The 23,713-nt window shown below is 42.5% G+C and carries 22 protein-coding genes; 12 read left to right on the forward strand and 10 right to left on the reverse strand.

Annotated elements, in window-relative coordinates:
- Positions 1-24: 24 nt before the first annotated feature.
- Complete coding sequence (locus R2S08_RS16205) at positions 25-1,116, reverse strand: hypothetical protein (RefSeq protein WP_316836130.1); 1,092 nt, start codon at positions 1,114-1,116, stop codon at positions 25-27.
- Between the two features lie 154 nt (positions 1,117-1,270).
- On the opposite strand from R2S08_RS16205, the gene R2S08_RS16210 reads away from it, so the two are divergent.
- Together R2S08_RS16210 and R2S08_RS16215 are read left to right on the forward strand one after the other, a co-directional pair.
- Positions 1,271-2,494 (forward strand): BamA/TamA family outer membrane protein, encoded by a 1,224-nt coding sequence (locus tag R2S08_RS16210; RefSeq protein ID WP_316836131.1) that lies wholly within the window; start codon positions 1,271-1,273, stop codon positions 2,492-2,494.
- 259 nt (positions 2,495-2,753) lie between these two features.
- A complete protein-coding gene (locus R2S08_RS16215; RefSeq protein ID WP_316836132.1) occupies positions 2,754-3,062 on the forward strand; it encodes a hypothetical protein in 309 nt (102 codons plus the stop codon).
- A 99-nt stretch (positions 3,063-3,161) separates the two neighbouring features.
- On the opposite strand, the gene R2S08_RS16220 is transcribed toward R2S08_RS16215, so the two are convergent.
- Positions 3,162-4,016: an NAD(P)-dependent oxidoreductase gene (locus R2S08_RS16220; RefSeq protein WP_316836133.1), complete on the reverse strand. Its 855-nt coding sequence runs from the start codon at positions 4,014-4,016 to the stop codon at positions 3,162-3,164.
- Positions 4,017-4,086: 70 nt separating this feature from the next.
- On the reverse strand, positions 4,087-4,506 hold the full coding sequence (locus tag R2S08_RS16225; protein WP_316836134.1) for a helix-turn-helix domain-containing protein: 420 nt from the start codon (positions 4,504-4,506) through the stop codon (positions 4,087-4,089).
- An 87-nt stretch (positions 4,507-4,593) separates the two neighbouring features.
- Here R2S08_RS16225 and fabF point away from each other — a divergent pair, with 87 nt between their 5' ends.
- Complete coding sequence (gene fabF, locus R2S08_RS16230) at positions 4,594-5,841, forward strand: beta-ketoacyl-ACP synthase II (protein WP_316836135.1); 1,248 nt, start codon at positions 4,594-4,596, stop codon at positions 5,839-5,841.
- Between the two features lie 403 nt (positions 5,842-6,244).
- On the opposite strand, the gene R2S08_RS16235 is transcribed toward fabF, so the two are convergent.
- Positions 6,245-6,667 carry an SH3 domain-containing protein gene (locus R2S08_RS16235; protein WP_133779535.1) on the reverse strand — a complete coding sequence of 141 codons (423 nt, stop codon included), beginning with the start codon at positions 6,665-6,667 and terminating at the stop codon, positions 6,245-6,247.
- Between the two features lie 8 nt (positions 6,668-6,675).
- Positions 6,676-7,143 carry a BON domain-containing protein gene (locus tag R2S08_RS16240; RefSeq protein WP_316836136.1) on the reverse strand — a complete coding sequence of 156 codons (468 nt, stop codon included), beginning with the start codon at positions 7,141-7,143 and terminating at the stop codon, positions 6,676-6,678.
- A gap of 200 nt (positions 7,144-7,343) precedes the next feature.
- Between R2S08_RS16240 and R2S08_RS16245 the strand changes: the two genes are divergently transcribed.
- A complete protein-coding gene (locus R2S08_RS16245; RefSeq protein ID WP_316836137.1) occupies positions 7,344-8,531 on the forward strand; it encodes an ankyrin repeat domain-containing protein in 1,188 nt (395 codons plus the stop codon).
- Position 8,532: 1 nt separating this feature from the next.
- Positions 8,533-9,876, forward strand: a complete 1,344-nt coding sequence (locus tag R2S08_RS16250; protein ID WP_316836138.1) for an ankyrin repeat domain-containing protein — start codon at positions 8,533-8,535, stop codon at positions 9,874-9,876.
- Positions 9,877-9,889: 13 nt separating this feature from the next.
- Here the strand turns inward: R2S08_RS16250 and R2S08_RS16255 are convergent, their stop codons facing one another.
- Positions 9,890-10,441: an acyl-CoA thioesterase gene (locus tag R2S08_RS16255; RefSeq protein ID WP_133779531.1), complete on the reverse strand. Its 552-nt coding sequence runs from the start codon at positions 10,439-10,441 to the stop codon at positions 9,890-9,892.
- Positions 10,442-10,546: 105 nt separating this feature from the next.
- Between R2S08_RS16255 and R2S08_RS16260 the strand changes: the two genes are divergently transcribed.
- Positions 10,547-11,647 carry a hypothetical protein gene (locus R2S08_RS16260; RefSeq protein WP_316836139.1) on the forward strand — a complete coding sequence of 367 codons (1,101 nt, stop codon included), beginning with the start codon at positions 10,547-10,549 and terminating at the stop codon, positions 11,645-11,647.
- Here R2S08_RS16260 and R2S08_RS16265 read toward each other — a convergent pair.
- Complete coding sequence (locus R2S08_RS16265; RefSeq protein ID WP_316836140.1) at positions 11,621-12,151, reverse strand: GNAT family N-acetyltransferase; 531 nt, start codon at positions 12,149-12,151, stop codon at positions 11,621-11,623. The two genes, R2S08_RS16260 and R2S08_RS16265, sit on opposite strands and share 27 nt — an antisense overlap.
- Positions 12,152-12,260: 109 nt before the next feature.
- Between R2S08_RS16265 and R2S08_RS16270 the strand changes: the two genes are divergently transcribed.
- Genes R2S08_RS16270 through R2S08_RS16285 form a run of 4 tightly spaced genes read left to right on the forward strand, consistent with a single transcriptional unit; the run spans position 12,261 to position 15,769 of the window.
- Positions 12,261-13,076: a HipA family kinase gene (locus tag R2S08_RS16270; protein WP_316836141.1), complete on the forward strand. Its 816-nt coding sequence runs from the start codon at positions 12,261-12,263 to the stop codon at positions 13,074-13,076.
- Positions 13,054-13,437: a DUF3037 domain-containing protein gene (locus R2S08_RS16275; RefSeq protein ID WP_316836142.1), complete on the forward strand. Its 384-nt coding sequence runs from the start codon at positions 13,054-13,056 to the stop codon at positions 13,435-13,437. Before R2S08_RS16270 ends, R2S08_RS16275 begins: the two co-directional genes overlap by 23 nt.
- A 9-nt stretch (positions 13,438-13,446) precedes the next feature.
- Positions 13,447-15,354 (forward strand): AAA domain-containing protein, encoded by a 1,908-nt coding sequence (locus R2S08_RS16280; protein WP_316836143.1) that lies wholly within the window; start codon positions 13,447-13,449, stop codon positions 15,352-15,354.
- Between the two features lie 43 nt (positions 15,355-15,397).
- Entirely contained in the window at positions 15,398-15,769 is a 372-nt protein-coding gene (locus tag R2S08_RS16285; protein ID WP_316836144.1) for a DUF1304 domain-containing protein, read from the forward strand.
- 257 nt (positions 15,770-16,026) lie between these two features.
- On the opposite strand, the gene R2S08_RS16290 is transcribed toward R2S08_RS16285, so the two are convergent.
- The 3 genes from R2S08_RS16290 to R2S08_RS16300 form a co-directional block, all read right to left on the reverse strand.
- Entirely contained in the window at positions 16,027-17,220 is a 1,194-nt protein-coding gene (locus R2S08_RS16290; RefSeq protein WP_316836145.1) for a Myo-inositol-1-phosphate synthase, read from the reverse strand.
- A gap of 466 nt (positions 17,221-17,686) precedes the next feature.
- Positions 17,687-19,846 carry an alpha-galactosidase gene (locus tag R2S08_RS16295; RefSeq protein WP_316836146.1) on the reverse strand — a complete coding sequence of 720 codons (2,160 nt, stop codon included), beginning with the start codon at positions 19,844-19,846 and terminating at the stop codon, positions 17,687-17,689.
- 138 nt (positions 19,847-19,984) lie between these two features.
- Positions 19,985-21,196: a dicarboxylate/amino acid:cation symporter gene (locus R2S08_RS16300; protein WP_133779522.1), complete on the reverse strand. Its 1,212-nt coding sequence runs from the start codon at positions 21,194-21,196 to the stop codon at positions 19,985-19,987.
- Positions 21,197-21,257: 61 nt separating this feature from the next.
- On the opposite strand from R2S08_RS16300, the gene cls reads away from it, so the two are divergent.
- Positions 21,258-22,712, forward strand: a complete 1,455-nt coding sequence (gene cls, locus R2S08_RS16305; protein WP_316836147.1) for a cardiolipin synthase — start codon at positions 21,258-21,260, stop codon at positions 22,710-22,712.
- A 24-nt stretch (positions 22,713-22,736) separates the two neighbouring features.
- On the forward strand, positions 22,737-23,639 hold the full coding sequence (locus R2S08_RS16310; protein WP_316836148.1) for an SMP-30/gluconolactonase/LRE family protein: 903 nt from the start codon (positions 22,737-22,739) through the stop codon (positions 23,637-23,639).
- The last annotated feature ends 74 nt before the right edge of the window (positions 23,640-23,713 follow it).

Raw genomic sequence — 23,713 nt, forward strand, 5'->3', positions numbered from 1 at the left:
TCAAATATACCTTTGAATAACCTGTTACCTGGTTTTAACGGCTAATTGTATGCTTACGGGATACTTATTTGAAAACTGGAACAGCGCCTCAGCAAGGTCATAAGGAGCAGAAGTATTCCGTTTTGTTCTGCTGTTGACTTCAATACCTAAACGTTGGCCATCATTTCCAACAGTTTTATAAGAATTTGGTACATATTTGATCTTTTTGCTGCCACTGACCAGTGGGGGAGAAATAAAAATATGATCGTACCAGGATTTAGCGCCACCCCCGGTACCACACTGGTTTGGGATGCTTTCAGACAAGCGGGTAGAGGTCGTTAGAAAACGCTGATACAATTCCGGTTGCCTGGTCCAATTGGCTGGATAACTCAACACCTTATCTGGGTAGAACGGAGGATCAAACATTTTGGTACTGGCTTTTTCTGAATCCACTATAGCCTGATACCCGTCTTCTCCCGTCTTCCGGGTATTAAAGTCGCCCATAACGATCAGATTGGGTAGATTTGGGAATTTTTCCCGAATTCTTTCCATGAGTTTAGTCAGTTGTTTATCTCTCTGTTTACTATTGTCTCCAGATTGAGTATGATTAACAAGGACGTATAAAAATACAGTGTCTCTGGTTCTAGCGAGTTGTGGATCTTTGTAGTATAATTTATAGAGGTTAAAGTCTGTAATCCTTGCCAGAAGAGTTTCCGTTTTAACGAAAGCCAGTTTTTGTTTGTTGTAAAACAGTACCGACATATTATCAGCTTCACTCTCATTACTTGGATCTGCATAGGCATAACGGTCCCTGAAAACCGTGTTAAGTACACGACCACATATCAGTGCCGCAAAATCGGAGGATTTACGATTTCCAGGTACAAAGGCTGCAACTTTTTCGCAGCTGAGCAGGTCTGGTTTTGTGTATTTGACAATGGTTCTAAGGTAGTTGTTTAATTTTTCCGGATCACCCTGGCAACCATCTCCGTAGTTTAGAATGTTATAGGCCATTACCTTCAAAGTATCTGACCGGGTAGCACCACCACGAACAGTCTGAACAGGGGAATAACTTGCACGTGCCAGCAGCAATGCAGCAATAAGAAGAACAGGTAAAACACAAAACCGGATTGTTTTCATCTATAGGATTGCTAAGGTTAAGCCATGCAAATATAAATTCTTACCTGCTTAACCATCAAATAATCTTTCTCTGTTTAAAAGATTAGGTCTTCTTCTTAGACAATTGGTTCTATTTTTGCATACCGTTAAGAAACTTATGAATAACGCCATATCTATGAATAAATGTTATACGTTAATTTTTCTGTTGTTTTCCACTTTTGCATTGCATGCACAAACAGCCGGCGATTCTAAGGTGCTTAACGAAAAGCCCAGAGACACCTCTAATAAAAGAGATTTGATTGATATAGCCAAAGTCCTTTTTAAGATAAAACCCAATAAAAACCCAAAAGCCGGAGAAAAGAAGATTGAATTTTCCTTGCTGCCTATAGGCGGTAATGTTCCGGGAGGCGGAAGGGCACTGGTTACCTCTACCACTGCGGGTTTCTACCTCGGGCCGCGTAAAACAACCAATATATCCAGTGCGGGTTTTGCTCCTTACTGGAATTTTAAAGGACGTTTTGGACTGCCTTTACGATCAGATGTCTGGCTTAAAGACAATACCTGGGTGATTCAGGGAGATACTCGTTTTCTGGTTTACCCCCAGTATACCTGGGGCCTGGGAAGCGGGCAGGAGGACAATAAATTGTTGGTGAATTATAAGTACATCCGTTTCTATCAAAGCGCACTGAAACGTATCAAGCCTTATTTTTACGCTGGTTTTGGCTATAACCTGGACTATTTCGTCAATATCAATACCGCGGATACAGATCCACAGCTGGAACAGTTTTCCGGTTACCACGCGGGGACGCAAAAAGGGAGTAATTCCTTTTCTTCAGGTATATCATTTAATCTGCTTTATGATACCAGATCAAGTTCTATTAACCCGCTTCCAGGCAGTTATTTTAATGCGGTATTGAGAACCAATCCCAAGTTTTTGGGGAGTAATTCCAGTTGGAAATCTTTATACCTGGATGCAAGAAAATATGTTCCTTTAAACACAAAACCTCACCAGCAAAATGTACTGGCTTTTTGGACCTACCTATGGACTGGATTGAGTAATGACGTGCCTTATCTTAACCTGCCCAGTATAGGTTGGGATCCTTACAACAGGTCTGGAAGGGGGATGGATCAGAACAGGTACCGGGGCAAAGGTTTGTTTTATTTTGAGAGTGAGTACCGGAGGGATATTACGGATAACGGTTTGCTGGGTTTTGTTGTTTTTGCTAATGCGACTTCGGTTACGGAACCAGAAAATAATATGTTTAAAAAGATTCATCCGGCTGTGGGGGCAGGGATGCGGGTGAAGTTTAACAAAGGATCAAATACAAATGTTGCCATAGATTATGGGGTGAGTAAAGGATATTCGGGATTTTCTATAGGCTTGGGAGAAGCTTTTTAAATTTGTGGTATGAAAAAAAGGCTGCATAATTTTCGCTGAAGAAGCGAAAACAACGCTAGGCCATTTTTTTTATACCACAAATTTCTGGGTGCAGACCTTTCCCTCGCTTATACAAAATATTAAAATGATCTTTACAGGGGAGGGAGACCGGAAGGGATAGTTTCTGGGTGTAGATTTTATGGAAGATTGCTTTGCTATTTTTTTTAGTTAAGAATAAAATGATATCTTTGCTAAAATTTATAGTATTTGAGAGATGCCAATGACCATAACTGTACTCGCCGTAATTGAACCTGATATAACTGCTGCTGCACCTTTATCTAAAGTGATGAATGAAAGGCTCCGGCGTCTTGCTGCTGAATTGCAGAACGAGCATCTCAAAAACCTTAAATCAATTGATTCCGGATGCGAAGATGTGGTCATTTACATCAGTTACAACACTAAATATAACATCCGCTGGAAAATTGTAAATGACGTTCCTTCTGTTATAGAAACTGAAGTGGCTCATCAATGTGCTCTTTTGGGATATATCCTGTGGAAGGGCAGTCCGATCTATAATTTTAAATTTTAAAAAAGTCACCTTGTTCATTGGTGAATGGTATAATTTACAGCCTGTTGGAAAGGGTAGTTTTTATCAGGCCAGGAAATAAACTCCTGGCCTGTTCTTTTTTTAAGAATTTAACTGCTTGATCACAGCAATGATATCTTCTTCACCATAGGAAGGTTCAGCTTGCTGAAAAGTCTTTAAGGCTGTGGTGGCAAGCGGACTGGAAAGTCCTTCATTTTTTGCCAGTGTCAGGTCTTTAACAATGTGTTTGAGTGCGAAGGCAGCCTTGTACTGATCATTTAGAATGGCATCTCCTTTAATTTTTGTAAAAATATTGCTGAGCGCAGCCTGTCCGATCAAGGTCAGCAGGTCTTCGGTTTTAATCCCTTGCTGGTTGGCGAAAATAACGGTTTCTGCTAAACCCTGGGCATACAATGCAAGCAGACTGTTGATGGCCAGTTTGGTGCTGTTACCTGCACCAGTTTCGCCCACAAGTTTCGCCAATTTTCCGAGAACTTCGAGGACTGGTTTTACCTTTAAAAAGGTGCTTTCCGAGCCCCCGGCCATAATCACCAATTGTCCTTCCTGTGCTTGTTTAACGCTACCCGATACTGGTGCATCTATATAATCGTGACCAGATTCAGCAGATAACGCGGCCATTTCTTTACTCACACCAGGCGAAACTGTGCTCATATTAACAATGGTTTTGCCGGTAGTTTGTACACTCAATAAACCATTTTCTGCGTTAAAGATCTGCCGAACAGCCTGGTCATCTGAAACCATCAGGATTACAATGTCTGAAGATTGAATCAACTCAGCAGGCGAGGAGGTAACCCCGGCGCCCATTGCTTTCAATGCGTTTTCTTTTTCTTTGCTTCGGTTGTAAACCTGCAAAGGATAACCCGCTTTGATTAACTGTTCAGACATGGGAATCCCCATATTTCCAAGGCCAATCCAGCCAATTTTTGTCTTGTTCATATCTTATTCTATTTATGATTTTTGATCTCTTCTATACCACAATAAAGCATCTAATTGTTTAAAGAACCATTTATATCTCGCGTTGAAGATGCAGGTGATAAAGCTTTTGCTGTAGCGCTCTTAAAGCTTTACTCCAGTCTGTTTTGAAATCGTTTAAATTGACAAGCTCACTAACGGTAAGCGTTTCTTCAGCATACCGGTCAGACCATAGTCCTATTTCTATGATCAGGGGCACCAGGCCAATGCCTTTTTCAGTCAGGCTATAAATCATCTTTTGTTTGTGGTCCCGGTCTCTTTCTTTTATGATAAATTTTTCTTTCTCCAGAAAGTTTAATCTGTTGGCCAAAATATTGGTAGAAATGTGTTCCGCGGAAGACAAGAACTCATTATAAGAACGCTTGTTGAAGAAGATCATATCCCGTATAATCAACAGGGTCCACCGATCCCCGAAGAGCTCCAATCCAAAATTAAGGGGGCAGTCAGATTTCATGTCATCCAGTTTAAACTACTTGCAAATATAAAGTAGTTATTTATATTTGCAACAGCTTGCTAAGTGCAAGTAGTTAAAACTTGTAAAATGAAAAGAGTAGTTATAACAGGAATGGGCGCGCTTACGCCGGTAGGAAATGATATTCAAACTTTTTGGGACAGTCTTATCCAGGGAAAGAGCGGTGCAGATCGCATCACCAGGTTTAATCCTGCTGCATTTCGTACCCAGATTGCTGCAGAGCTTAAAGACTTTGATGCCTCACTTTTTCTCGACAGAAATGAGATCAAGAGAACGGATCCTTTCACTCAATATGCACTTGTTGCTGCCGGACAGGCTATTAAAGACTCTGGACTGGATTTCTCTGCGATGAATCCTTATGATACGGGGGTGATCTGGGGATCAGGACAGGGTGGAATGCTTACCTTTGAGGAGCAGGTTACGGAATATACAGAAAACAATTTTGTGCCCAGGTTCAGTCCCTTTTTTGTTCCCAAGCTTATCGCCAATATGGCATCCGGGATGATCTCTATAAAGTATGGCTTAATGGGCATCAATTATACAACGGTATCGGCTTGCTCCACTTCCAATACGGCCATTATGGATGCTTTCAACTACATTAGATGGGGGAAAGCGAAAGTGATCGTTACCGGAGGTTCAGAAGCGCCAATTACACAGGCTTCGGTAGGTGGTTTTTGTGCAATGAAGGCAATGACTACACAAAATGATACGCCTCAAACTGCCTGCAGACCTTTTGATGCGGGGAGAGATGGATTTTTAATGGGGGAGGGCGCTGGTGCATTGGTTCTTGAGGAATACGAGCATGCTATTGCCAGAAATGCAACGATCTACGCAGAACTTGCCGGAGCGGCGATGACCGCCGATGCTTACCACATGACCGCTACGCATCCGGAAGGAGAAGGGGCGGCTACCGCTATGCGTTTTGCGTTGGAAGATGCAGGTTTGAATATAGAGGATGTCGATTATCTAAATGCTCATGCTACTTCAACTCCTGTTGGAGATATGAGTGAGTTAAAGGCTATAACAAAGTTATTTAAGGATCAGACGGATCATTTGCACATCAGTGCAACAAAGTCGATGACGGGTCATTTGCTTGGTGCAGCAGGCGCTATAGAGGCGATCGCTTGTATCCAGGCCATCCGGCATTCTATTGTTCCTCCAACCATCAATTTGACAGATCCGGATCCTGCGATTCCTTCCAATCTGAATATTGTTAAGGTACAGGCAATGGAGAAGAATATTGATGTGGCTATGAGTAATACTTTTGGCTTTGGCGGGCATAACGGTATCGTCGTGTTCAAGAAGTTCCAGGGTTAAACTTCTTCGGTTTTACGGAAAAATTAAGATGCTCGTCGAGGACTGGACTCCTTGCCTCGCTGCGCTCTTGTGGCAAGGCGCCCTGAGGTCCTCTCTGAGCAATCTTAATTTTTTTTGGGCGTAAAACCGGTATGCGGTATAACCAGGTATGGAACTGAATGATGTCGGTATGACCATGTATGGAGCATAACCGTGCTGCTCCGCTATTTTTACAACATACCAGCTAGGCGTGAAATCCAGAAATAAATTTGGTGTCTGTAGAGAGGCATTGGCTGGTTTGCCCCCTCTTCGGGGGCTTAGCAGGCGCAGCCTCGAAACAGATACCAAATTTATTTCAATTCAGCACCCAACAAAAAAAATCCGGACGTAAGTCCGGATCCATTATTAATTAAACAAGAGAAAACTAAGCCTGCGGTTCCAGGTACTGCGCATAGCAGTATCCTTCTTCGCCGTCATTTGTGCGCACCAGCCACCATAAATCGTTACTTCTGTTAACCAGGGTAATCACTTCACCATGAGCTGCTTTTCCTACAATGGGCTGATCTGTTCCAGGGCCTTTGCGGATATTTAAATTAGAGCTGTCTGTAATTACTTTTGCATGCGTCACAGCAGCATCAACCGCGACGTTCACATTGAGCACCAGATCTCCGGAAGCGAAATTCGGGTCAATCTGATTGTAGATGTCCCAAAGGTTGTCCTTGGCCGCACCATCAGGCGCTGTGCCATCTACATACAGTACGCCATCCTGCTCACGTACGGCAAGATCGGTTATCCCAGCAGCGGATGCCGCATCTGTTAATTGTTTATATTTATCTTGTAAAGCCATGATGCGTACTATTTAATCGTTAATTTGTTGTCAATTTTTTTAGGCTTAAGTGCAGAGAGGTGCTGCATTAAAGTGATCAAAGACGCTTTCTTAAGCTCTCCGGTTAAGGTCACTACGCCATCTTTAACATCTGCTTTTACCGTTGGGAAGTCTTTAACTGCATCAGCAACATTCTTTTGAAGAACCGTATCCTCCGCAATCACAACAGGTGCAACAACAGCAGGCTTAACCGTTAAATCGTTTGCAACAGATTTGACCCCTTTTTCAGCTTTAGCAACCTGTTCAGCGGTCGCCTTTGCCGCATCATCCGGCACCTCGCCAGTTAAAGTAACAGCACCTTTGGCTACGGCAACCGTAATTCCACTTGCCTCCTTAGCCTGAACAGCCTTCTGAATGTCTGCATCCTTTGGCCCGCAACTCGCCAGGAACAGGGTCGCGGCAATAGCCGCACTCATCATTAATTTAGTTGTTTTCATCTTTTGGTATTATGTTAATTGTAAAATTAAATTGTATTAATAAGCAAAAGCAGAAGGGAAATGTTTTAGCAATTTCCTATCCATGATCAAAATTAGGGACGACTATTGATCTAATATAAGAAATATATATCCTGATGGAAAAGAAATAAAAATTAACCAGGAGATATACGGTGGCAAGATATTTGAACCAAAAATGGTCTATGAATGAACAATCATCCCTCTTGCAAGCCCTGAGATCGGGCGACGTAGAAGCGGCCAAACAACTATTAAATAGTGGGGAACGCTTACCTAAAAACCTCCAGTCCTATGAATGGAGTGCTATTTTTGAAAAAATCAAAGACCGTAAAGCATTTGATATCCTCGATCAGCTGATCCAGGACGGTACCATTGAAACCGACCTCTACGAATACGATTCCTTTAAAAAAAGCATCTTTGACCACATCATTCGTTTTTCCACAGACGAAGCCTCACTCGACTATTTCAGTAAATTAATAGGTAAATTTCAAAGCCTGAACAGCGACCTTCAGGACCAGACCTTGCTGGGCTATGCATTGGAAGAAGGGGCAGATATCGCCCTTATAAAGCGCCTGGTGGACGCGGGCTGTGACATCAATTACAAGAACAACGCAGAAGAGAATTTTATCTATCAGGTGGTCAATAATGGTGCCTTGAGTGTTAGGAATACAGAAAGAGGCGTAGAATATCTGAAACTTTTAATTGGCGAAGGTTTGGAGGTGGATACAGCGAATATTGTAGGAACCACACCACTTCACCTGGCTATTGACAGGAACAGAAAAGAATACCTGGATGTGCTGCTGGAAAATGGAGCCAATCCAAATGCGCAAGACAAGAAAGGCAGAACGCCATTTTATAACGTCGTAGTAGATCAGTTTAACCTCGCTTCCTATGATAAACTTGCCGGTTACGATAGCCCGGCGTTTGAACTTCGTGCACAGGAGGAAGGCACAATGCTGGCCAAGTATGTCAGCAGACTAGACAGGGCCTCAGAAACGGAGATCAAATTGCTGGAACGCCTGATACAGGATGGGGCAGACGTTTATCATACCTCTGAGCACTATGGAAAAGAGAAATCAGCTTTAGACTGGGCGGCGGAAAAAAATGCAGAGATATTGAAAATATTGGTAGAAGATGGAAATATAGACATCAACCAGCAAGATAATGAAGGAAACACCCTGCTGCATAAAGTCTGTGCACATGAATTGTACCGCGATAACGAAAAAGCAAAGGAAACTTACCGTAAAGTAAAGCTGCTCCTTTCCAAAGGGGCAGACATTCATATCCAGAATGATAAGGACCAGACCGCACTCATGCTGGCTTCCCAGGACAATACCAAATCAAAAACCGTAGAACTCTTATTACAGAACTAATATGTCGATGTCATTTATCCTGGCTTGCGAAAGCGGAAATAGAAAAATAGCAGAAATCCTTTTGGCTAATAAAGAAGCAGATTTTAATTATACAGATGAAAAAGGGCGTACAGCATTACATTATGCGGCGCACCGGGGCTATCTGGACCTGGTTAAAATACTGGTTGGCGAGGGTGCCGATCTGAACTATGAAGACCATGAAGGTGAAACCCCACTCTATTTTGCCTGCCTGCAAAAACAAAAGCAGACGGCGTTGTACTTGTTGGAAAATGGAGCAAATATCAATATCAACGACAAGCAAGGCAATAGCCTTTTACATCTGACTGCACTGTCGGGGCAGGTAGAAGTGATGGAGAAGTTGTTGAAAGAAGGTATTGAAATTGACTTGGAGAACAACGCTGCAGAGACCGCTCTTCTATTGGCCTGTGGCTGTAGAAATAAAGAAGTTGTACAGTTGCTCCTGCAGCAAGGAGCAAATATCAATACCACCAATAAACACGGAGAAAGCCCTTTGCTGTTTGCAGTCAGATCTAAGAATCTGCCTATGGTCGAACTATTGCTGCAAAACGGAGCTGATCTGGATCACGTTAACCACGCCGGCGAAAGTGCCCTGTTAATTGCCTGCTATGAAACCAACAGAGTCATTACTAAATTATTGATAGATAAAGGGGCGGATATCTTTGTCACATCCAAGAATGGCGTGTCGCCGGTATGGTATGCCTGTGCAAACAACCAGAAGGAAATTGTTGACCTGTTTCTGGAAAATGGTCTGGATGCCAACCACAGTAAACCGGTTTCTGATCAGACAGATTCCATGAACTCGTACCTGGACTGGGTAGAATCAGCCGCAGGACTCTCTTCAGACAGTAATTTTAACTTAACGGGTTCTTACAGTTCGGGTGGAGAAAGCTTGTTGCATGTTGCCGTTAAAAATGGTCATTTGAGCATGGCTAAGTTATTTATAGAGAAAGGGGCAAACCTCAATATTCAGGATGAGTCTGGAAATACCCCATTACATTATGCCGCTGCAAACGGTAAGAAGGATGTGGTGAAATACCTGCTCGAAAATCAGGCGGATGTTTCTGTTGTCAACGTCAAGGAACAAAAGGCAATTGATTACTCCAATATCAAAGGTTTTAATGAGATCACAGAACTGATCCTTAAATTTAGTCCTCAGGGAACAGCCGTTAAGCCAGTTGAACCGGTCACGGCAGCGCAAGCGGTGCCAGAAAATGACATGGCAGCAAAAAAGAAGGCCTTACTCGATTTAAAAGAACTGCTGGATGCCGGAATTCTTTCGCAGGAAGAGTTCGATACAGAAAAAAGTAAAATATTAAAAGGATAACAGGAGATCGGAATCAGCTGCGTTCTATGATACAACGTTCATTTTTAAGCAATTCAATAGACTCAGCGATTTCGAACTCCGTTTTCATTCTCTTTTCTTCCTGGCGGAGATATTTCTTAAGTTCCCTTTTATGGTAGGCTTGAAAAAATCGCCTGATATCATCGTCCGATTTAAGGATCAGACCAGGTACCTGGAGCGGCTTATGGTCCTCATCCATGGCTACCATGGTAAAGTAACTGGTATTGGTATGTTTCACCTCATTGGTTTTTACGTTTTCAGAGATTACCCTGATACCAACCACCAGAGAGGTTTTGCTTACATAGTTCACAGAAGCCATCAGAGAGATCAGTTCACCTACTTCAACGGGCGCAAGGAAATCAATAGCATCCACAGATGCCGTTACACAATAAGCCCCGGCATGTTTTGCTGCACATACGTAAGCAACTTTATCCATCAGGCCCATGATAATTCCACCATGGATTTTACCCCCAAAATTGGCGTAGGAGGGAATCATCAGTTCTGTTAAGGTCGTATGCGAATCTGAAACGCTTTTATAGTTTTCCATATATCATCTGTTACCGGAAAGTTATAAAAGAAAAATAAAAACAAGAAGTGATCATCCTGTTTTAGTATAGAAATGACCAAAATAAATATTCCTCTATCTTTGAGTATGCTTAAACCTGATTCAGACACAAGACAAAAGACCATTATTGTTGACTTCAACCTGAAGAAGGAAAAAAGATCAGTTGTGCCTTTTGGAGTGGCCGATTTCCAGGGAAGAAATGAAAATTCCTGTTTTACTTTTGAGTATAGCCTGGTAAGTCCTGTAAATGCGGTTCTCCTGGAAATCCGGGATGCAAGAGACCAGGTCTTATACCAATATTCTGCTGAACTTTTACCCATGCAGCCAGGGATTTATCAAATTGATTGGGACGGCTTTGATCAGAATGGGATTTACGATAGCCGTAGGTTTGATCAGCAGTATTTTTATGCGAAACTGACGATTATAAAAGATGCAGCTGTTGAGTCTGAAGTCTTGAAATTTGCTACACGCTATAAGGAGGTAAACTGGATAGATGTCAAAATCAACAGACCAATCCGTACCATTGAAGCGGTATTAAGAACCAATTTTGCAGATCTAGGTAGTATGGGGGCTGCAGAAGCACCAGCGAAAACCTATCAGGATCTATTGATTCTGGCCATAGAGGGCATGAAACAATATTGGAGCAGGAACCACCATCAACCCGAAGGAAAAAATATACATACGCCTGATGGCCAGGAATATGAGTTTTACCTGGATGCAGAGAACAGTACAAACAGGGCGATTCCCTCGCCGGGAATTGTATACAATAGCCAGGGACGGTTGCGCAGGTCAAGAAACTGGGAATTGTCCCGGATCCTTTATTATAATACAGGCGCCCTTAAAGTAAATGGGGAATGGCTCACGTTAAAGGACAATTATGCTGCTGCTGATTTCAAACACACGGCAGCACATGAAATAGGCCATGAGATTTTACTGGCCTATGGCGGACATCGGTATTCTAAAGCACATAAAGGGAGTTCTACCCTTATAACCCAGGCCGTAAAAGGAAACTTTCTATATCCCCAAACCGGAGAAATAGATCTGATGATCTATTATGGAGAAGATGAGGCTCACCCTTACCCGCCAGATTATAATAAACGTTCGGTTGCCTCAGAAAAAGATGTATTGGGCTTACTCTGGCTCAGTAAAATAAACTATTTTCTAGTCACGGGTGACACCCTCACCTAGATCCGCAGGAGCATTAACAATGGCGAAAAGGAGTAAAATTCTGCCTTCTACTTCGATCTGACGCTCCTGTTTTAATCCGAGTTTTTCCAAAAGACGAATAGAAGGTTCATTATCCGGGGCTACGGTAGCCAGGATCACCGGATATAAAGGATTTTTAGAAAGACGCTCCAGGACTGTTTTTGTTGCCTCGTAAGCATAGCCCAGCTTGCCGAAATCGGGGTGAAACGCATAACCAATGTCGTGGTGGTCAAGGTAATCTTTTTTAATAAAGGAAACTGCACCTACAGGTGTACAGTCTGTTGCTTTTTTAACAATCCAATATTGAATGGCGGGGCTATCTATAGTTCTTTGCACATAAGCCTCCGCATCAGACAGCGTTTTGATGTTCCTGTCTCCAATAAACTTTAGCCAGCCGGGTGTATTGAGCAGAGTAAGGATGAATGCGGAGTCGCCCGGAGCTAGTTTTTCAATCAGCAGCCGTTCAGTTGTAAGGGTATCTGACATTTTTATAAGGAAAATACATTTCTGCTAATCTATCCAAAAAATCAAATCAATCGATTATAAAGCAAGGAAATTGGTGTTTTTTTTAATAAATCTCCTAATTTTGGCTTAAATGACAGAAGTAACAAAAGTGGCACATCAGCTGCCGGAGCTTCGCGCAGTAAAGGTAATCAGATATGTTACTCCCTTAAGAGAAGGCGGTTCCATGCCTGCTATTGCAGAAGCTGACGATGAATTTTTATATGTAATTAAATTTCGAGGTGCCGGCCAGGGTGTTCGTGCATTAATTGCCGAACTGATAGGCGGGGAGATTGCCCGTAGTCTGGGTCTGAGGATTCCGGAACTGGTGTTCGCAGAACTGGATGAAGCCTTTGGAAGAACAGAGGCCGACGAAGAAATCCAGGACCTGCTCAAATTCAGCGTTGGGCTTAACCTGGCCCTGCATTACCTTTCCGGTGCCATTACTTTTGATCCGGTGGTTGATACTGTAGATGCAAAACTTGCTTCACAGATTGTTTGGCTCGATTGCCTGCTGACCAATATGGACCGCACGGCAAGAAACACCAATATGCTCATGTGGCATAAAGAATTGTGGCTGATTGACCATGGCGCATCGCTGTATTTTCACCATTCCTGGCAAAATTGGGAAGAACAAGCCAAAAAACCATTTGTTCTGATTAAAGATCACGTTTTGTTATCCCGTGCTTCAGAGCTGGAAACAGTAGACGCAGAATTCAGATCTATACTCAGCCCGGAACTCCTGAAGTCTGTTACAGACCTGATCCCGGTGGAATGGCTGGAAGGAGAAGGCCATTTTCAATCTGCAGAAGAACACAGAAATGCCTATACGCAATTTCTGATCTCCCGTGTCAGCCACTCGGACGTATTTGTAAAAGAAGCTCAGCATGCAAGAGAAAGACTTATATGAGTACGCCATCATTCGCGTTGTACCCAGGGTAGAACGGGAGGAGTTTATGAATATAGGCGTTATTGTATTTTGTGCCAAGCAACGCTTTCTGGAAGTGGTTTTCCACCTGGACAGTGCGCGTTTAGCCGCTTTTTGCCCGCAAACGGATCTGGAAGAACTGCAGCTGCATCTTAAAGCCCTGCAGCGCATTTGCAGCGGCGAAAAAGATGCCGGGCCAATTGCCCAGCTGGACAAACCTTCCAGATTCAGATGGCTCACTGCAACCAGAAGTACGGTGATACAAGCTTCAAAAGTACATCCTGGCTTTTGTGCCGACGCGGCCATAGCTTTAGAAAAAATATACCGCACCATGGTGCTTTAATGAAATTGAATGGACTATTTTAAAAGATTACTCGAACTGCTTCAGACAGAACAGTCAGAGGATCTTAAAATCTATCAGCAACTTACAGAAAGCTCTTCCGTAGCCGAACGCAGATCCAATGGACTCGTTTGGTATCCGGTGGCCATCAGAGGTTCGGAAATGAGCCGTGGTGACTATCTTACGGTAGAAACAGAACGGACAACACATCAGGATGTTGCTCATCAGTTTCGCTTTGGAATGCCGGCAGTCCTGTTTTCTAACCACGATCCTAAGAACGATCGGATAGAAGGAGTGATCGCTTACCAGGGCGGAGACCGCCTGAAACTCAGCTTGAAAACCGATGAATTGCCAGACTGGGCATCAGATGGAAAGCTGGGTGTCGAATTGTTGTTTGACAACAACAGTTATGAAGAGATGAAAATGGCACTGAAGGCTGCCGCCTCCACAGATGAAAAATCGCGCAGCTGGCCTATGATACAAGTGCTGCTGGGCGCAAGGCAAGCCACTTTTCATAAAGAAATCAAGCCCTTTGCAGGTAAGGGGCTTAACCACTCGCAGCAAAGCGCAGTTGATCAAATTTTGATGGCCAATGAGCTGGCTGTAGTACATGGCCCTCCAGGTACAGGTAAAACCACCACTCTGGTCCAGGCCATCATTGGATTATTGGCGCAGAACAAACAACAAATCCTGGTGGTTGCTCCAAGTAATACCGCTGTTGATCTGTTGAGTGAAAAATTAGCTGCAGAAGGTTTAAATGTACTGAGGGTCGGAAATCCGGCTAGAGTTTCGGAGCAACTGATGTCGCTGACGCTTGATCAGAAGATGGGCGCACATAAAAGTATGAAAGAAATACGTGCCCTTAAAAAGCAAGCCGGCGAGTTTAAAAATATGGCCCATAAATACAAAAGAAATTTTGGCAGGGCAGAAAAGGAACAGCGCAAAGCTTTATTTGATGAGGCCCACAAGATCATGAAAGAAGTGGACCGTACCGAGCAGTATATCATTGACCAATTGCTTTCTGAGGCGCAGGTTATTACGGCTACCTTGGTGGGCGCCAATCATTATACCGTACGCAACCGTCAATACCATACGGTGGTTATTGATGAGGCGGGGCAAGCCCTGGAATCCGCTTGCTGGATACCGCTGTTAAAGGCAGAGAAAGTCGTGTTTGCCGGAGATCATTGCCAGCTGCCACCAACCATTAAATCAAATGCTGCAGCTAAAGATGGACTAAGCATCACCTTACTGGAGAAATCTGTGAAACTACAGCCTGAAGCTGTGGTGTTGCTGGAAGAGCAATATAGAATGAACGAGTTGATCATGGGCTATTCATCATCGGTCTTTTACGATGGCAGGTTAAAGGCAAATCCGGCTGTTGCAAAGTGGGTTTTGTTTGAAGGAGACAAACCTTTGACCTTTATTGATACTGCAGGCTGTAGTTTTGAAGAAAAGGCGGAGGGCACCAGTACGGTGAATCCCGATGAGGCCGCTTTTTTACTCCGCCATCTGGAACAGTTGCTGAGCTCTGTTCCCTTTGCCGAAAATTCGCCCGAATGTCCGAGCATAGCGATCATTTCTCCTTATAAACAGCAAGTCCGGATCTTAAAAGAACTTTTACTCCAGGCACCTGAACTTTTAAAATATGCAGCCTGTATCTCTGTAAATACCATAGATAGTTTTCAGGGCCAGGAAAAAGATATTGTATACATCAGTCTAACCAGAAGTAATATGGAAGGAACTATAGGTTTCCTTTCAGACATCAGAAGGATGAACGTAGCAATGACCCGCGCCAGAAAAAAGCTGATTGTAGTAGGGGACAGTGCCACCTTGAGCCGGTTTTCTTTTTATTCGGGCTTTATTGCCTATGCGGAACAACAAAATGCCTACCACAGTGCATGGGAATTCATGGAGGTATAATTGCTGTTGTTTTTTAACTATATTAGATTTAAGAAACGCCATTATGAAAGTTATCGCCCTGATCTTAATTGCTTTGGTTGCCCTGGAGCACCTCTATATCCTCTGGCTGGAAATGTTTGCCTGGACAACCAGAGGTAAAAAAGTTTTTAAAGGATCTATGCCGGAAGAGATGTTTGAGAAGACAAAAACACTGGCCGCCAACCAAGGCCTTTATAACGGTTTTCTGGCCGCAGGGCTGATCTGGTCGTTGTGCATCCAGGACCCTTTGTGGTTTAAGAATGTTTCCTTGTTTTTCCTGTCCTGTGTTGGAGTTGCAGGTATATATGGTGGTTTAACCGCTTCAAAATCTATCCTTGTCGTCCAGGCACTACCTGCGATACTGGCAATTCTTGCTGTTTTATTCTTTACATCCTAATCGATCTATAATGGTTCTATGATGGTTTAGTATGAGTGCGCCTTGAGTGCGCAATGAGTGCGCCATGAGTGCGCCTTTTTACTGAAAAAAGGCGCACTCATGGCGCTAAGAATATCCAGTCATGGCGCAAGCATACTAAACCGTTATAAGGCTATTACTAAACCCTTTAGCCGCTGGTACACTCTTTGCCAATTCCAAGGTACAAAAAAGGCCTTGTTGATTAAACAAGGCCTTATGCTAAACACGTTAAACGTGTATTATTTTTTTAATTGTTTTCTTGTTGATTCTGTCAACTCACGGTTCGCAAGCGCATGGCATTCCATAATAGCATCACTGAACATCATTTGTTGCGGTGGTGTTTTTTGAGTAGAAGCAGAAGGACCTCTCAAAGCACCTACAAGACCTAATTCTCTGGCAACATATACATAGCGGATGGCATCAATAACCACACCTGCAGAGTTTGGAGAATCCTGTACTGACAGTTGTGCATCAAAAATAACAGGAGCACCCATAAAGCCTTCCAGTTCTAAACGGAAGTTGGCTACTTTATTGTCACCATAGAAAGAAATATATTCTGATGGACCTGCATGTAAGAAACTATCTTCAGTAGAAATCCCTCTGATGTCATTTTGCGCCCTGATCACATTTTCTTTGGAGATTTTTTTAGATTTTAACCTGTTTTTATCTTCCATGTTCAGGAAATCCGTGTTTCCACCAACATTTCTCTGGATATGTGCTTTTACATGGTGTCCACGTTCAAAAGCCAGTTCCTGAAGCATTTGAGAAACAATACTTGCTCCAAATTGACTGCGCATGTCATCACCAATAATTGGAATACCTGCATCAATGAAGCGTTGTTCCCAAGCCGGGTCAGATGCGATAAATACAGGGATACAGTTTACCAATGAAATTCCAAGTTCAATACAGATTTCTGCATAGAATTCTGTAGCCAATTGAGATCCAACAGGTAAATAGTTGATCAGCACTTCTACTTTATGATCACGTAAATGACCAATAACCTCATTTCTTAAAGAATCTACAAGGTTTTTATCGTAAGTTACTGAATCCAGTAAAATATCTGAGTTTTTTAATTCGTCTTTAATCACAAATCTGTTGGCTTCAGGATAAGAAGCCATTAAAGGAGATACACCATCGATAACCGGAGAGCGGTAGATAGGTGCTTCTGTTTTGATATCCGCATTAAGTACAATTGTACAATTTGGTTGAGCAAAAATGGCTTCTTTTAGCGTACGTCCGATTTTTCTTTCATCGATATCGAACCCGCAAACAAATTCTATGTTCCCAGCTGTGTAACCGCCAATGTTATCAGTCATCAGACCTGATTTTTTATCACTATATGTGGTATAATATTCTACACCCTGCACGAGTGAGCTGGCGCAATTACCTACGCCTAAAATTGCAACTTTGATTTTATTTTCCGGGTTATGCATTATAAAGGGTTATTATATAATATTTAATTAAGTAATGTAATAATTAAAGTGCGCAAAAATATTGAATCTGATTTATATTTTGAACATAGATTAGACAAAACAACGTTAAAAAACGACAAGTCTTCAAACTTTGACATTTTTATAACGATAGATTCACATTAAGCAGTTTGTTTTAGGTTTTTGCTTCGACTAAAATTTGACTTTTTTAGTATCAGCGTATTATAGTCAAAATTAGAAAAGAATTGCTTTTAATCCAAGTTTGTAACAAATGTGACTTAAAAATGTTACTGAGCAGTCTAATCTCCGGAGAGGCTGCTCAGTAAAAAACAGGGTTGGTCAGGAATATTTAAATCAGCGGGCTGATTTAAGTAACATTTTTGTGATGTTTGATTTTCTCGATGCTGATATGGCTTCCTATTATGCCAATATGGGATAATCGTTTTCTGGTGGACCAGCGGCCGGATCACTACTTTGCCAGAAGTTCTATCAGGCTACTTGTCATCGGTAATGGTTTGTTATTGGTCATGGTTAAGCCGATTTTCATTAAATAATCTCCGCTGAAGGTCTGTCCGTTTTCTGGAATTACAGAGCGCACACCTGGCATCAGGTTGATTTCGTTGATCTGGTATGACCTGTTCGGGTCTAATCCTTCCAGTTTTACTTTATTGAAGATTTCTCTTGACTTTGGATAGAGGTTGTAATAAAAGAGCAGCGCTTTATCTTTGGTTTTTGATGCGTACAAAAGGGCAGCTCTGTTGTTTTCATAAGGGGAAATCAGACGATACTGGTCGCCCTGCCAGATCACCTCACTCCAGTTCTTGTAATTGCTTACTGCGGTATGGCTAAACTGAAGTTCTTCGGGTTTCATGTCGTTAACTTTGATGTCGTAACCCAGTTTGCCCATCATCGCTACGTCTGTACGGAATTTGATGGATTGGGTTTTACTCCAGGAGGTCACATGGGCCGCAATTGCCATGGATGGAAAAAACTGAGAATAGCCCCATTGTATATAGATGCGGTCCAATCCATCTGTATTATCGCTTGGCCAGAATTCAGTGAAATAAGCAAGTGCACCATAATCAGTCCTTCCGCCTCCTCCAGAGCAGAGCATAATGGGTAAATGTGGGTACTTTAAGCGGATGCGCTGCATGATTTTGTAAAGGTTTTTGGTGTAGTCTATATAGAGGTCAGATTGGTCCTGTTTTAAATAAGAAGACCAGGTATTGCTCATGGTTCTGTTGCAGTCCCATTTGATGAAGGCAATACCGGGATCTTTAGTCATCATATTATTGACAAGATCATAAACAAAGTCCTGTACTTTGGGATTGCACAAGTCGAGAACCAGCTGATTGCGTTGATAGTTTTCATCGCGGTTGGGTAATTTGAGGATCCAGTCGGGATGTTTTTTATAAAGTTCGCTTTGTGGGTTGACCATTTCAGGTTCCAGCCAAATTCCAAATTTAACACCTTTTTCTGCGGCATGTTTGACCAGGTAGCCCAAACCGGAAGGCAGTTTTCTTTGATCTTCCTGCCAGTCACCAAGCGCTGCCTTATCATTGTCTCTATGGTAGGTATTGCCAAACCAACCATCATCCAGGAGAAACAGGTCGACGCCTAATTTTGCTGCGCCATCAAATAAATGAACCAGTGTTTCTTCATTAAAATTGGTGCCGGTTGCTTCCCAGTTGTTTAACAGGGTGAGTCTTGGCAGGTGGCCATCCATAAGACCATAGTTTCTTGCCCAGTTGTGAAAGTTTCTGCTGGCCTGACCCTTTCCTTCAGTAGAATAGGTATATAGGAAAGCTGGGGTAACAAATAGCTCGTTGGCCTTAAGCTTATATTCAGAGGCGTAAGGATTAATTCCGGAAAGGGTTCTCAGGGAGTTTTTTTCATCCATTTCAAACAGAAACTGGTAATTGCCGCTCCAGGCCAGGGTGCCGGCAATAACTTCGCCGCTGTTTTCTTTTGCTGGCTGATTTAGGGAAAGGAAGAAAAAAGGAGATCTGTATTTGTGTGCACGGGTGCCGAGCTTACTGTCTATAATTTTAATGCCAGGGCTTAAGCGGGTTTCGTTCTGGGCAACTTCTTTTGCCCAATCTCCCGTATACTCGGTGAGCCAGTATTGATCGGCATCGAAATGGAGGAGAGATGAAGCGTAGTTTTTTAAAATAACAGGTGTCTTTTCATTGTGCTTTATCTCTGTCCATTGCTTGATCAGGTCTTCGTTTTGGTAAGATTCAATCTTCATCTCTACCTGGATCGGGTACTGGGGATCCTTTAGAGTAATGGTTGTTAAAGTTACATTGTCGTCTTTTTTTTCGGTTCTGTGGTCTGTAACCAGAAGATTTAGGGATGGGTTTCCATCGGCATGTGTAAGCCGTATAGCGGGTTCAAACTGGTCTTCCATGCCTCCTGTAATAAAGGCGTCGTGTTTTTTGTTGCTCAGCAGAACAAGTTCATTTTCATGACTGAGTTTGGGGCCGAAATAGCTTTGGTAGAGTTTATGGTTTTCGGCGAGCGTAAAGAGCAGACAGGAATGCTTGGTTTCAATACTAATGGTGCTGCTTTTTTGAGCTTTGGCTGCTGCACAGCCCATCAGTAAAAGCAGGGTATATAAAATCCTCATGGCTTTCATTCATTTAATGGTTAAGGTGGCTATGAAGCTATTGAATGTTTTATAAAAGGCAAAATAAGAGGAAAAGCCAGTTTAGGGTTGAGGCTTTTTGGTCAGAAAAATGTTACATAGAATTGCGGTTGCAATCTCTTATTTTAGCCAGTTTTTCCCTTCAGTAAATCTTGCAATAAGCATGGCGGCCACGTTATCTCCTGTTGCATTTAACAATGTAGCCATTGGATCTACCAGTGTACCTATGATCATGGCAGGAGGGAGCGCTTCAGGTGGAAAGCCATAAGCGGAAATAAACAGTAGTTCGCCCACATAACCGCCGTTTGGTATGCCGCCTTCTACAATACTCACCAATACGGTCATTCCAAGGGCAAGCAAGATCACATCGGGGCTATTGAAGCTTTTACCAAACATGGCAAAGACCACAGCCATTTTGACGATGGAGGAAATACTGGAGCCATCTTTATGAAGGGTTGCCCCTAATGGAATACTCACATTCGTAATATAGTCTGGGATGCCAATATTTTTACAGCCCTCCAGATTGGCAGGGATAGTGGCAATGCTGCTGCAGGTTCCCACGGCGGTGGCAGAAGGGACAATATTATTTGGCCAAAATCTTTTGAGGCCTTTTATTCCGCCAGCCACAAAGGCATACAAACTGAAAATGAAAACAAAATAGAAGGCGCCTACACCATAGTAAAGCCCAAGTGAACGGGCATAGGTTCCAAAAAGTTGTGGGCCAAATACACCAACCTGATAGGCAAAATAAGCGCCAAGGCCTATAGGGCCAAGTTTCATGATGAGGATGAAGACATTTTTGAATACCTCATTTCCAGCGTGAAGAAAACGGGCAAAAGCGGCACCTTTTTCTCCTGCATGAAGGGTAGAGAAGCCGATTAGCACTGAAAAGATAATCATGGCCAGCATGCTTTTCCTGGACAGGAGTTCATAAAATTCGTTGGTGGTAAATAGTTTGGTCAGCTGTTCCCCAAATGGTTTTTTTTCTATGGTTTCTGTTAGAGGAATAACATTGATGTGTTCATGAATGGGGAAAATATGAACTGCAAATATGGTAATAGAAGCAGAAATTAAAATGGTGGCCAGAAAGACTGCAGACATAATGCCCATCATCCGTCCGAGTTTATTGGTGGAAGACAGCCCCGCAATGGCAGAAGAAATGGCAAAGAAAACCAGTGGAATGACCGCAGTGAAGAGGAAATTAAGGAAAATATCACCAATTGGTTTTAATATTTCCACTTTCTTTCCGAAGATCAGCCCAACAATACTGCCGATAATGATCCCTATCAGTAAGAAAATAATTCCTTTGTAGTTTTTAAAGAAATTGTTCATCTGTATATCGTAATTTCTGTGAAAGATATTGCTAATTTAGTCATGTACAAAATATTACTGAATGAATTGGATCCTGACGGGCGAAATTGCTTATACGTTGATTGTCGTTGCGGTATGTCTGCGTATAGTTTATGATACCAGTACAACCAGTAAAACGCTGGCTTATTTGCTGCTTACGGTTTTTTTGCCGGTTGCGGGCATGATCATTTATTTCAGCGTGGGTACCAATTACCGGAAGCGCAAATTGTACAGCAAGAAGATATCGAAAGATGAGACGCTGATGAGAGAGATCAGGAAAAGGATCTACCGCAGATCTGAAGGCATCTTAGCGCAGGATATACCTGAAGTAAAAAAATACAATAAGCTGGCCAGGCTTTTATTAAACAGCACATTAAGTCAGTTGAGTGAAGCGAATAGCGTTCAGTTGCTGGTCAACGGAGAAGAAAAATTTCCGGAGGTTCTTGAGGCCTTGAAAGCGGCGAAGAATCATATTCATATTGAGTATTATATTTTTGAGGATGAGGTTATTGGTAATCAGATTAAAGATATTCTGATTCAGAAAGCTTTAGAGGGTTTACAGGTAAGGCTGATCTATGATGATTTTGGCAGCCGGTCTATCCGTAAACGGGTGGTACCTGAGTTAAAAGCGGCAGGGGTGATCTGTTTCCCTTTCTACAGGATCCTTTTTATGGCTCTGGCCAACCGGATCAATTACCGCAACCACAGAAAAATCATCATAATAGATGGACATACTGCATTTACAGGTGGTATTAATGTAAGTGACCGGTACATCAACGATCCGGCAGGTAGAGAACAACTTTATTGGCGGGATACGCACCTCAAAATTAAGGGGGAAGGCGTTTATTATCTTCAGTATTTGTTCATTTGCGACTGGAATTTTTGTGCAGATGAGGAACTTTTTCCGCAGAAAGATTTCTTTGCTGTACCAGAACCCCTGACTGGTAAAGGAACCGTGGTGCAGATTGCTGCAAGTGGCCCTGATTCAGATAATCCAACCATTTTATTTTCTTTACTGGAGGCCATTGGTTCTTCAAAAGAAGAGATCCTGATCACCACACCCTATTTTATTCCGGGAGAAAGCTTATTGGATGCCTTAACGGTGGCTGCATTGAGTGGTGTTAAGGTGAAATTGCTGGTTCCCGGCGAGTCAGATTCCCATACCGTTGATTTTGCGGCCCGGTCATATTATGGTGATCTGATCAGCTCAGGTGTGGAGATCTATTTCTACACAAAGGGCTTTGTGCATGCAAAAACCATGGTATGTGATGGTCAGCTGTCTATTATCGGAACTGCCAATATGGACCACAGGAGTTTCGAATTGAATTTTGAGGTGAACAGTATTGTGTATGACAATACTTTTTCTGAGCAACTGAGGGCTGTTTTTTACGAGGATTTGAAAGGGGCTATACAGATTGATCCTGAAGCCTGGATGAAACGCTCTATCTACAGGGAATTTATAGAGAAGCTGGCGAGACTTATGTCGCCATTGTTATAAGATTTAAAGAATGATTTATTGAGTATGCGTTTGAAATTTTGGAGAGGTATTTTATTGATTTTACCGGTTATTGGTTTTATAAAAGTGGAGGCACAGGATAGGGCATCGGTAAAACTATTTGAGCAGGATAGCCTTAAGCTGGTTGCCAGGCAATTTGATTTTACAGAGGGACCGGCTGCGGATAAAGAGGGCAATGTTTTCTTTACAGATCAGCCTAATAATACCATTTGGAAATATGATACCTACGGGAAGCTTTCTTTGTTTTTGGATCATGCCGGCCGTGCCAACGGTACTTATTTCGATAAAAAAGGGAATCTGATTGCCTGTGCAGATGAGCATAATGAGTTGTGGTCTATTGATCCTAAAGGACGAGTAAAGATATTGGTTGGGCGGGTAAATGGACTGGCTTTAAACGGGCCTAACGACTTATGGATTGACCCCAAAGGGGGCATTTATTTTACAGATCCCTATTTTCAGAGAAAATATTGGACCAGACAGGCACCGGAGATGAAAGGAGAGAAAGTTTATTATCTGAAGGCGGGTCAAAAAGAGCCAGTGGTTGCGGATGATGATCTGCTTAAACCCAATGGTATTGTTGGAACCAGGGATGGTAAATTGCTGTATGTGGGGGATGGAAAGGCAGCCAAAGTTTTTAAATACCAGATAGGGGCGGATGGAAAGCTTTCGGGAAAACAGGCACTCATTGATCAGCGATCTGATGGAATGACCCTGGATGAGCAGGGCAATATTTATTTAACAGGTAATGGTGTTACCGTTTATGACGCTTCGGGCAAATGGATTGGCCATATAGAGATTAAGGAGCCTTGGACTTCAAATGTTTGTTTTGGTGGTGAAAACCACGATATTTTATTTATTACGGCTTCAAAAGCAGTGTATTTGATGCCAATGAAAGTGAAAGGTATGTAAGCAAAAGGTAATTTTAGGAAAGATTGGGTGAATGGAACAAATAATAAAAACAGTTTTTTTCTAAAAAGCGTTTC

Source organism: Pedobacter nutrimenti (assembly GCF_032678445.1).
GTDB lineage: Bacteria > Bacteroidota > Bacteroidia > Sphingobacteriales > Sphingobacteriaceae > Pedobacter > Pedobacter nutrimenti_A.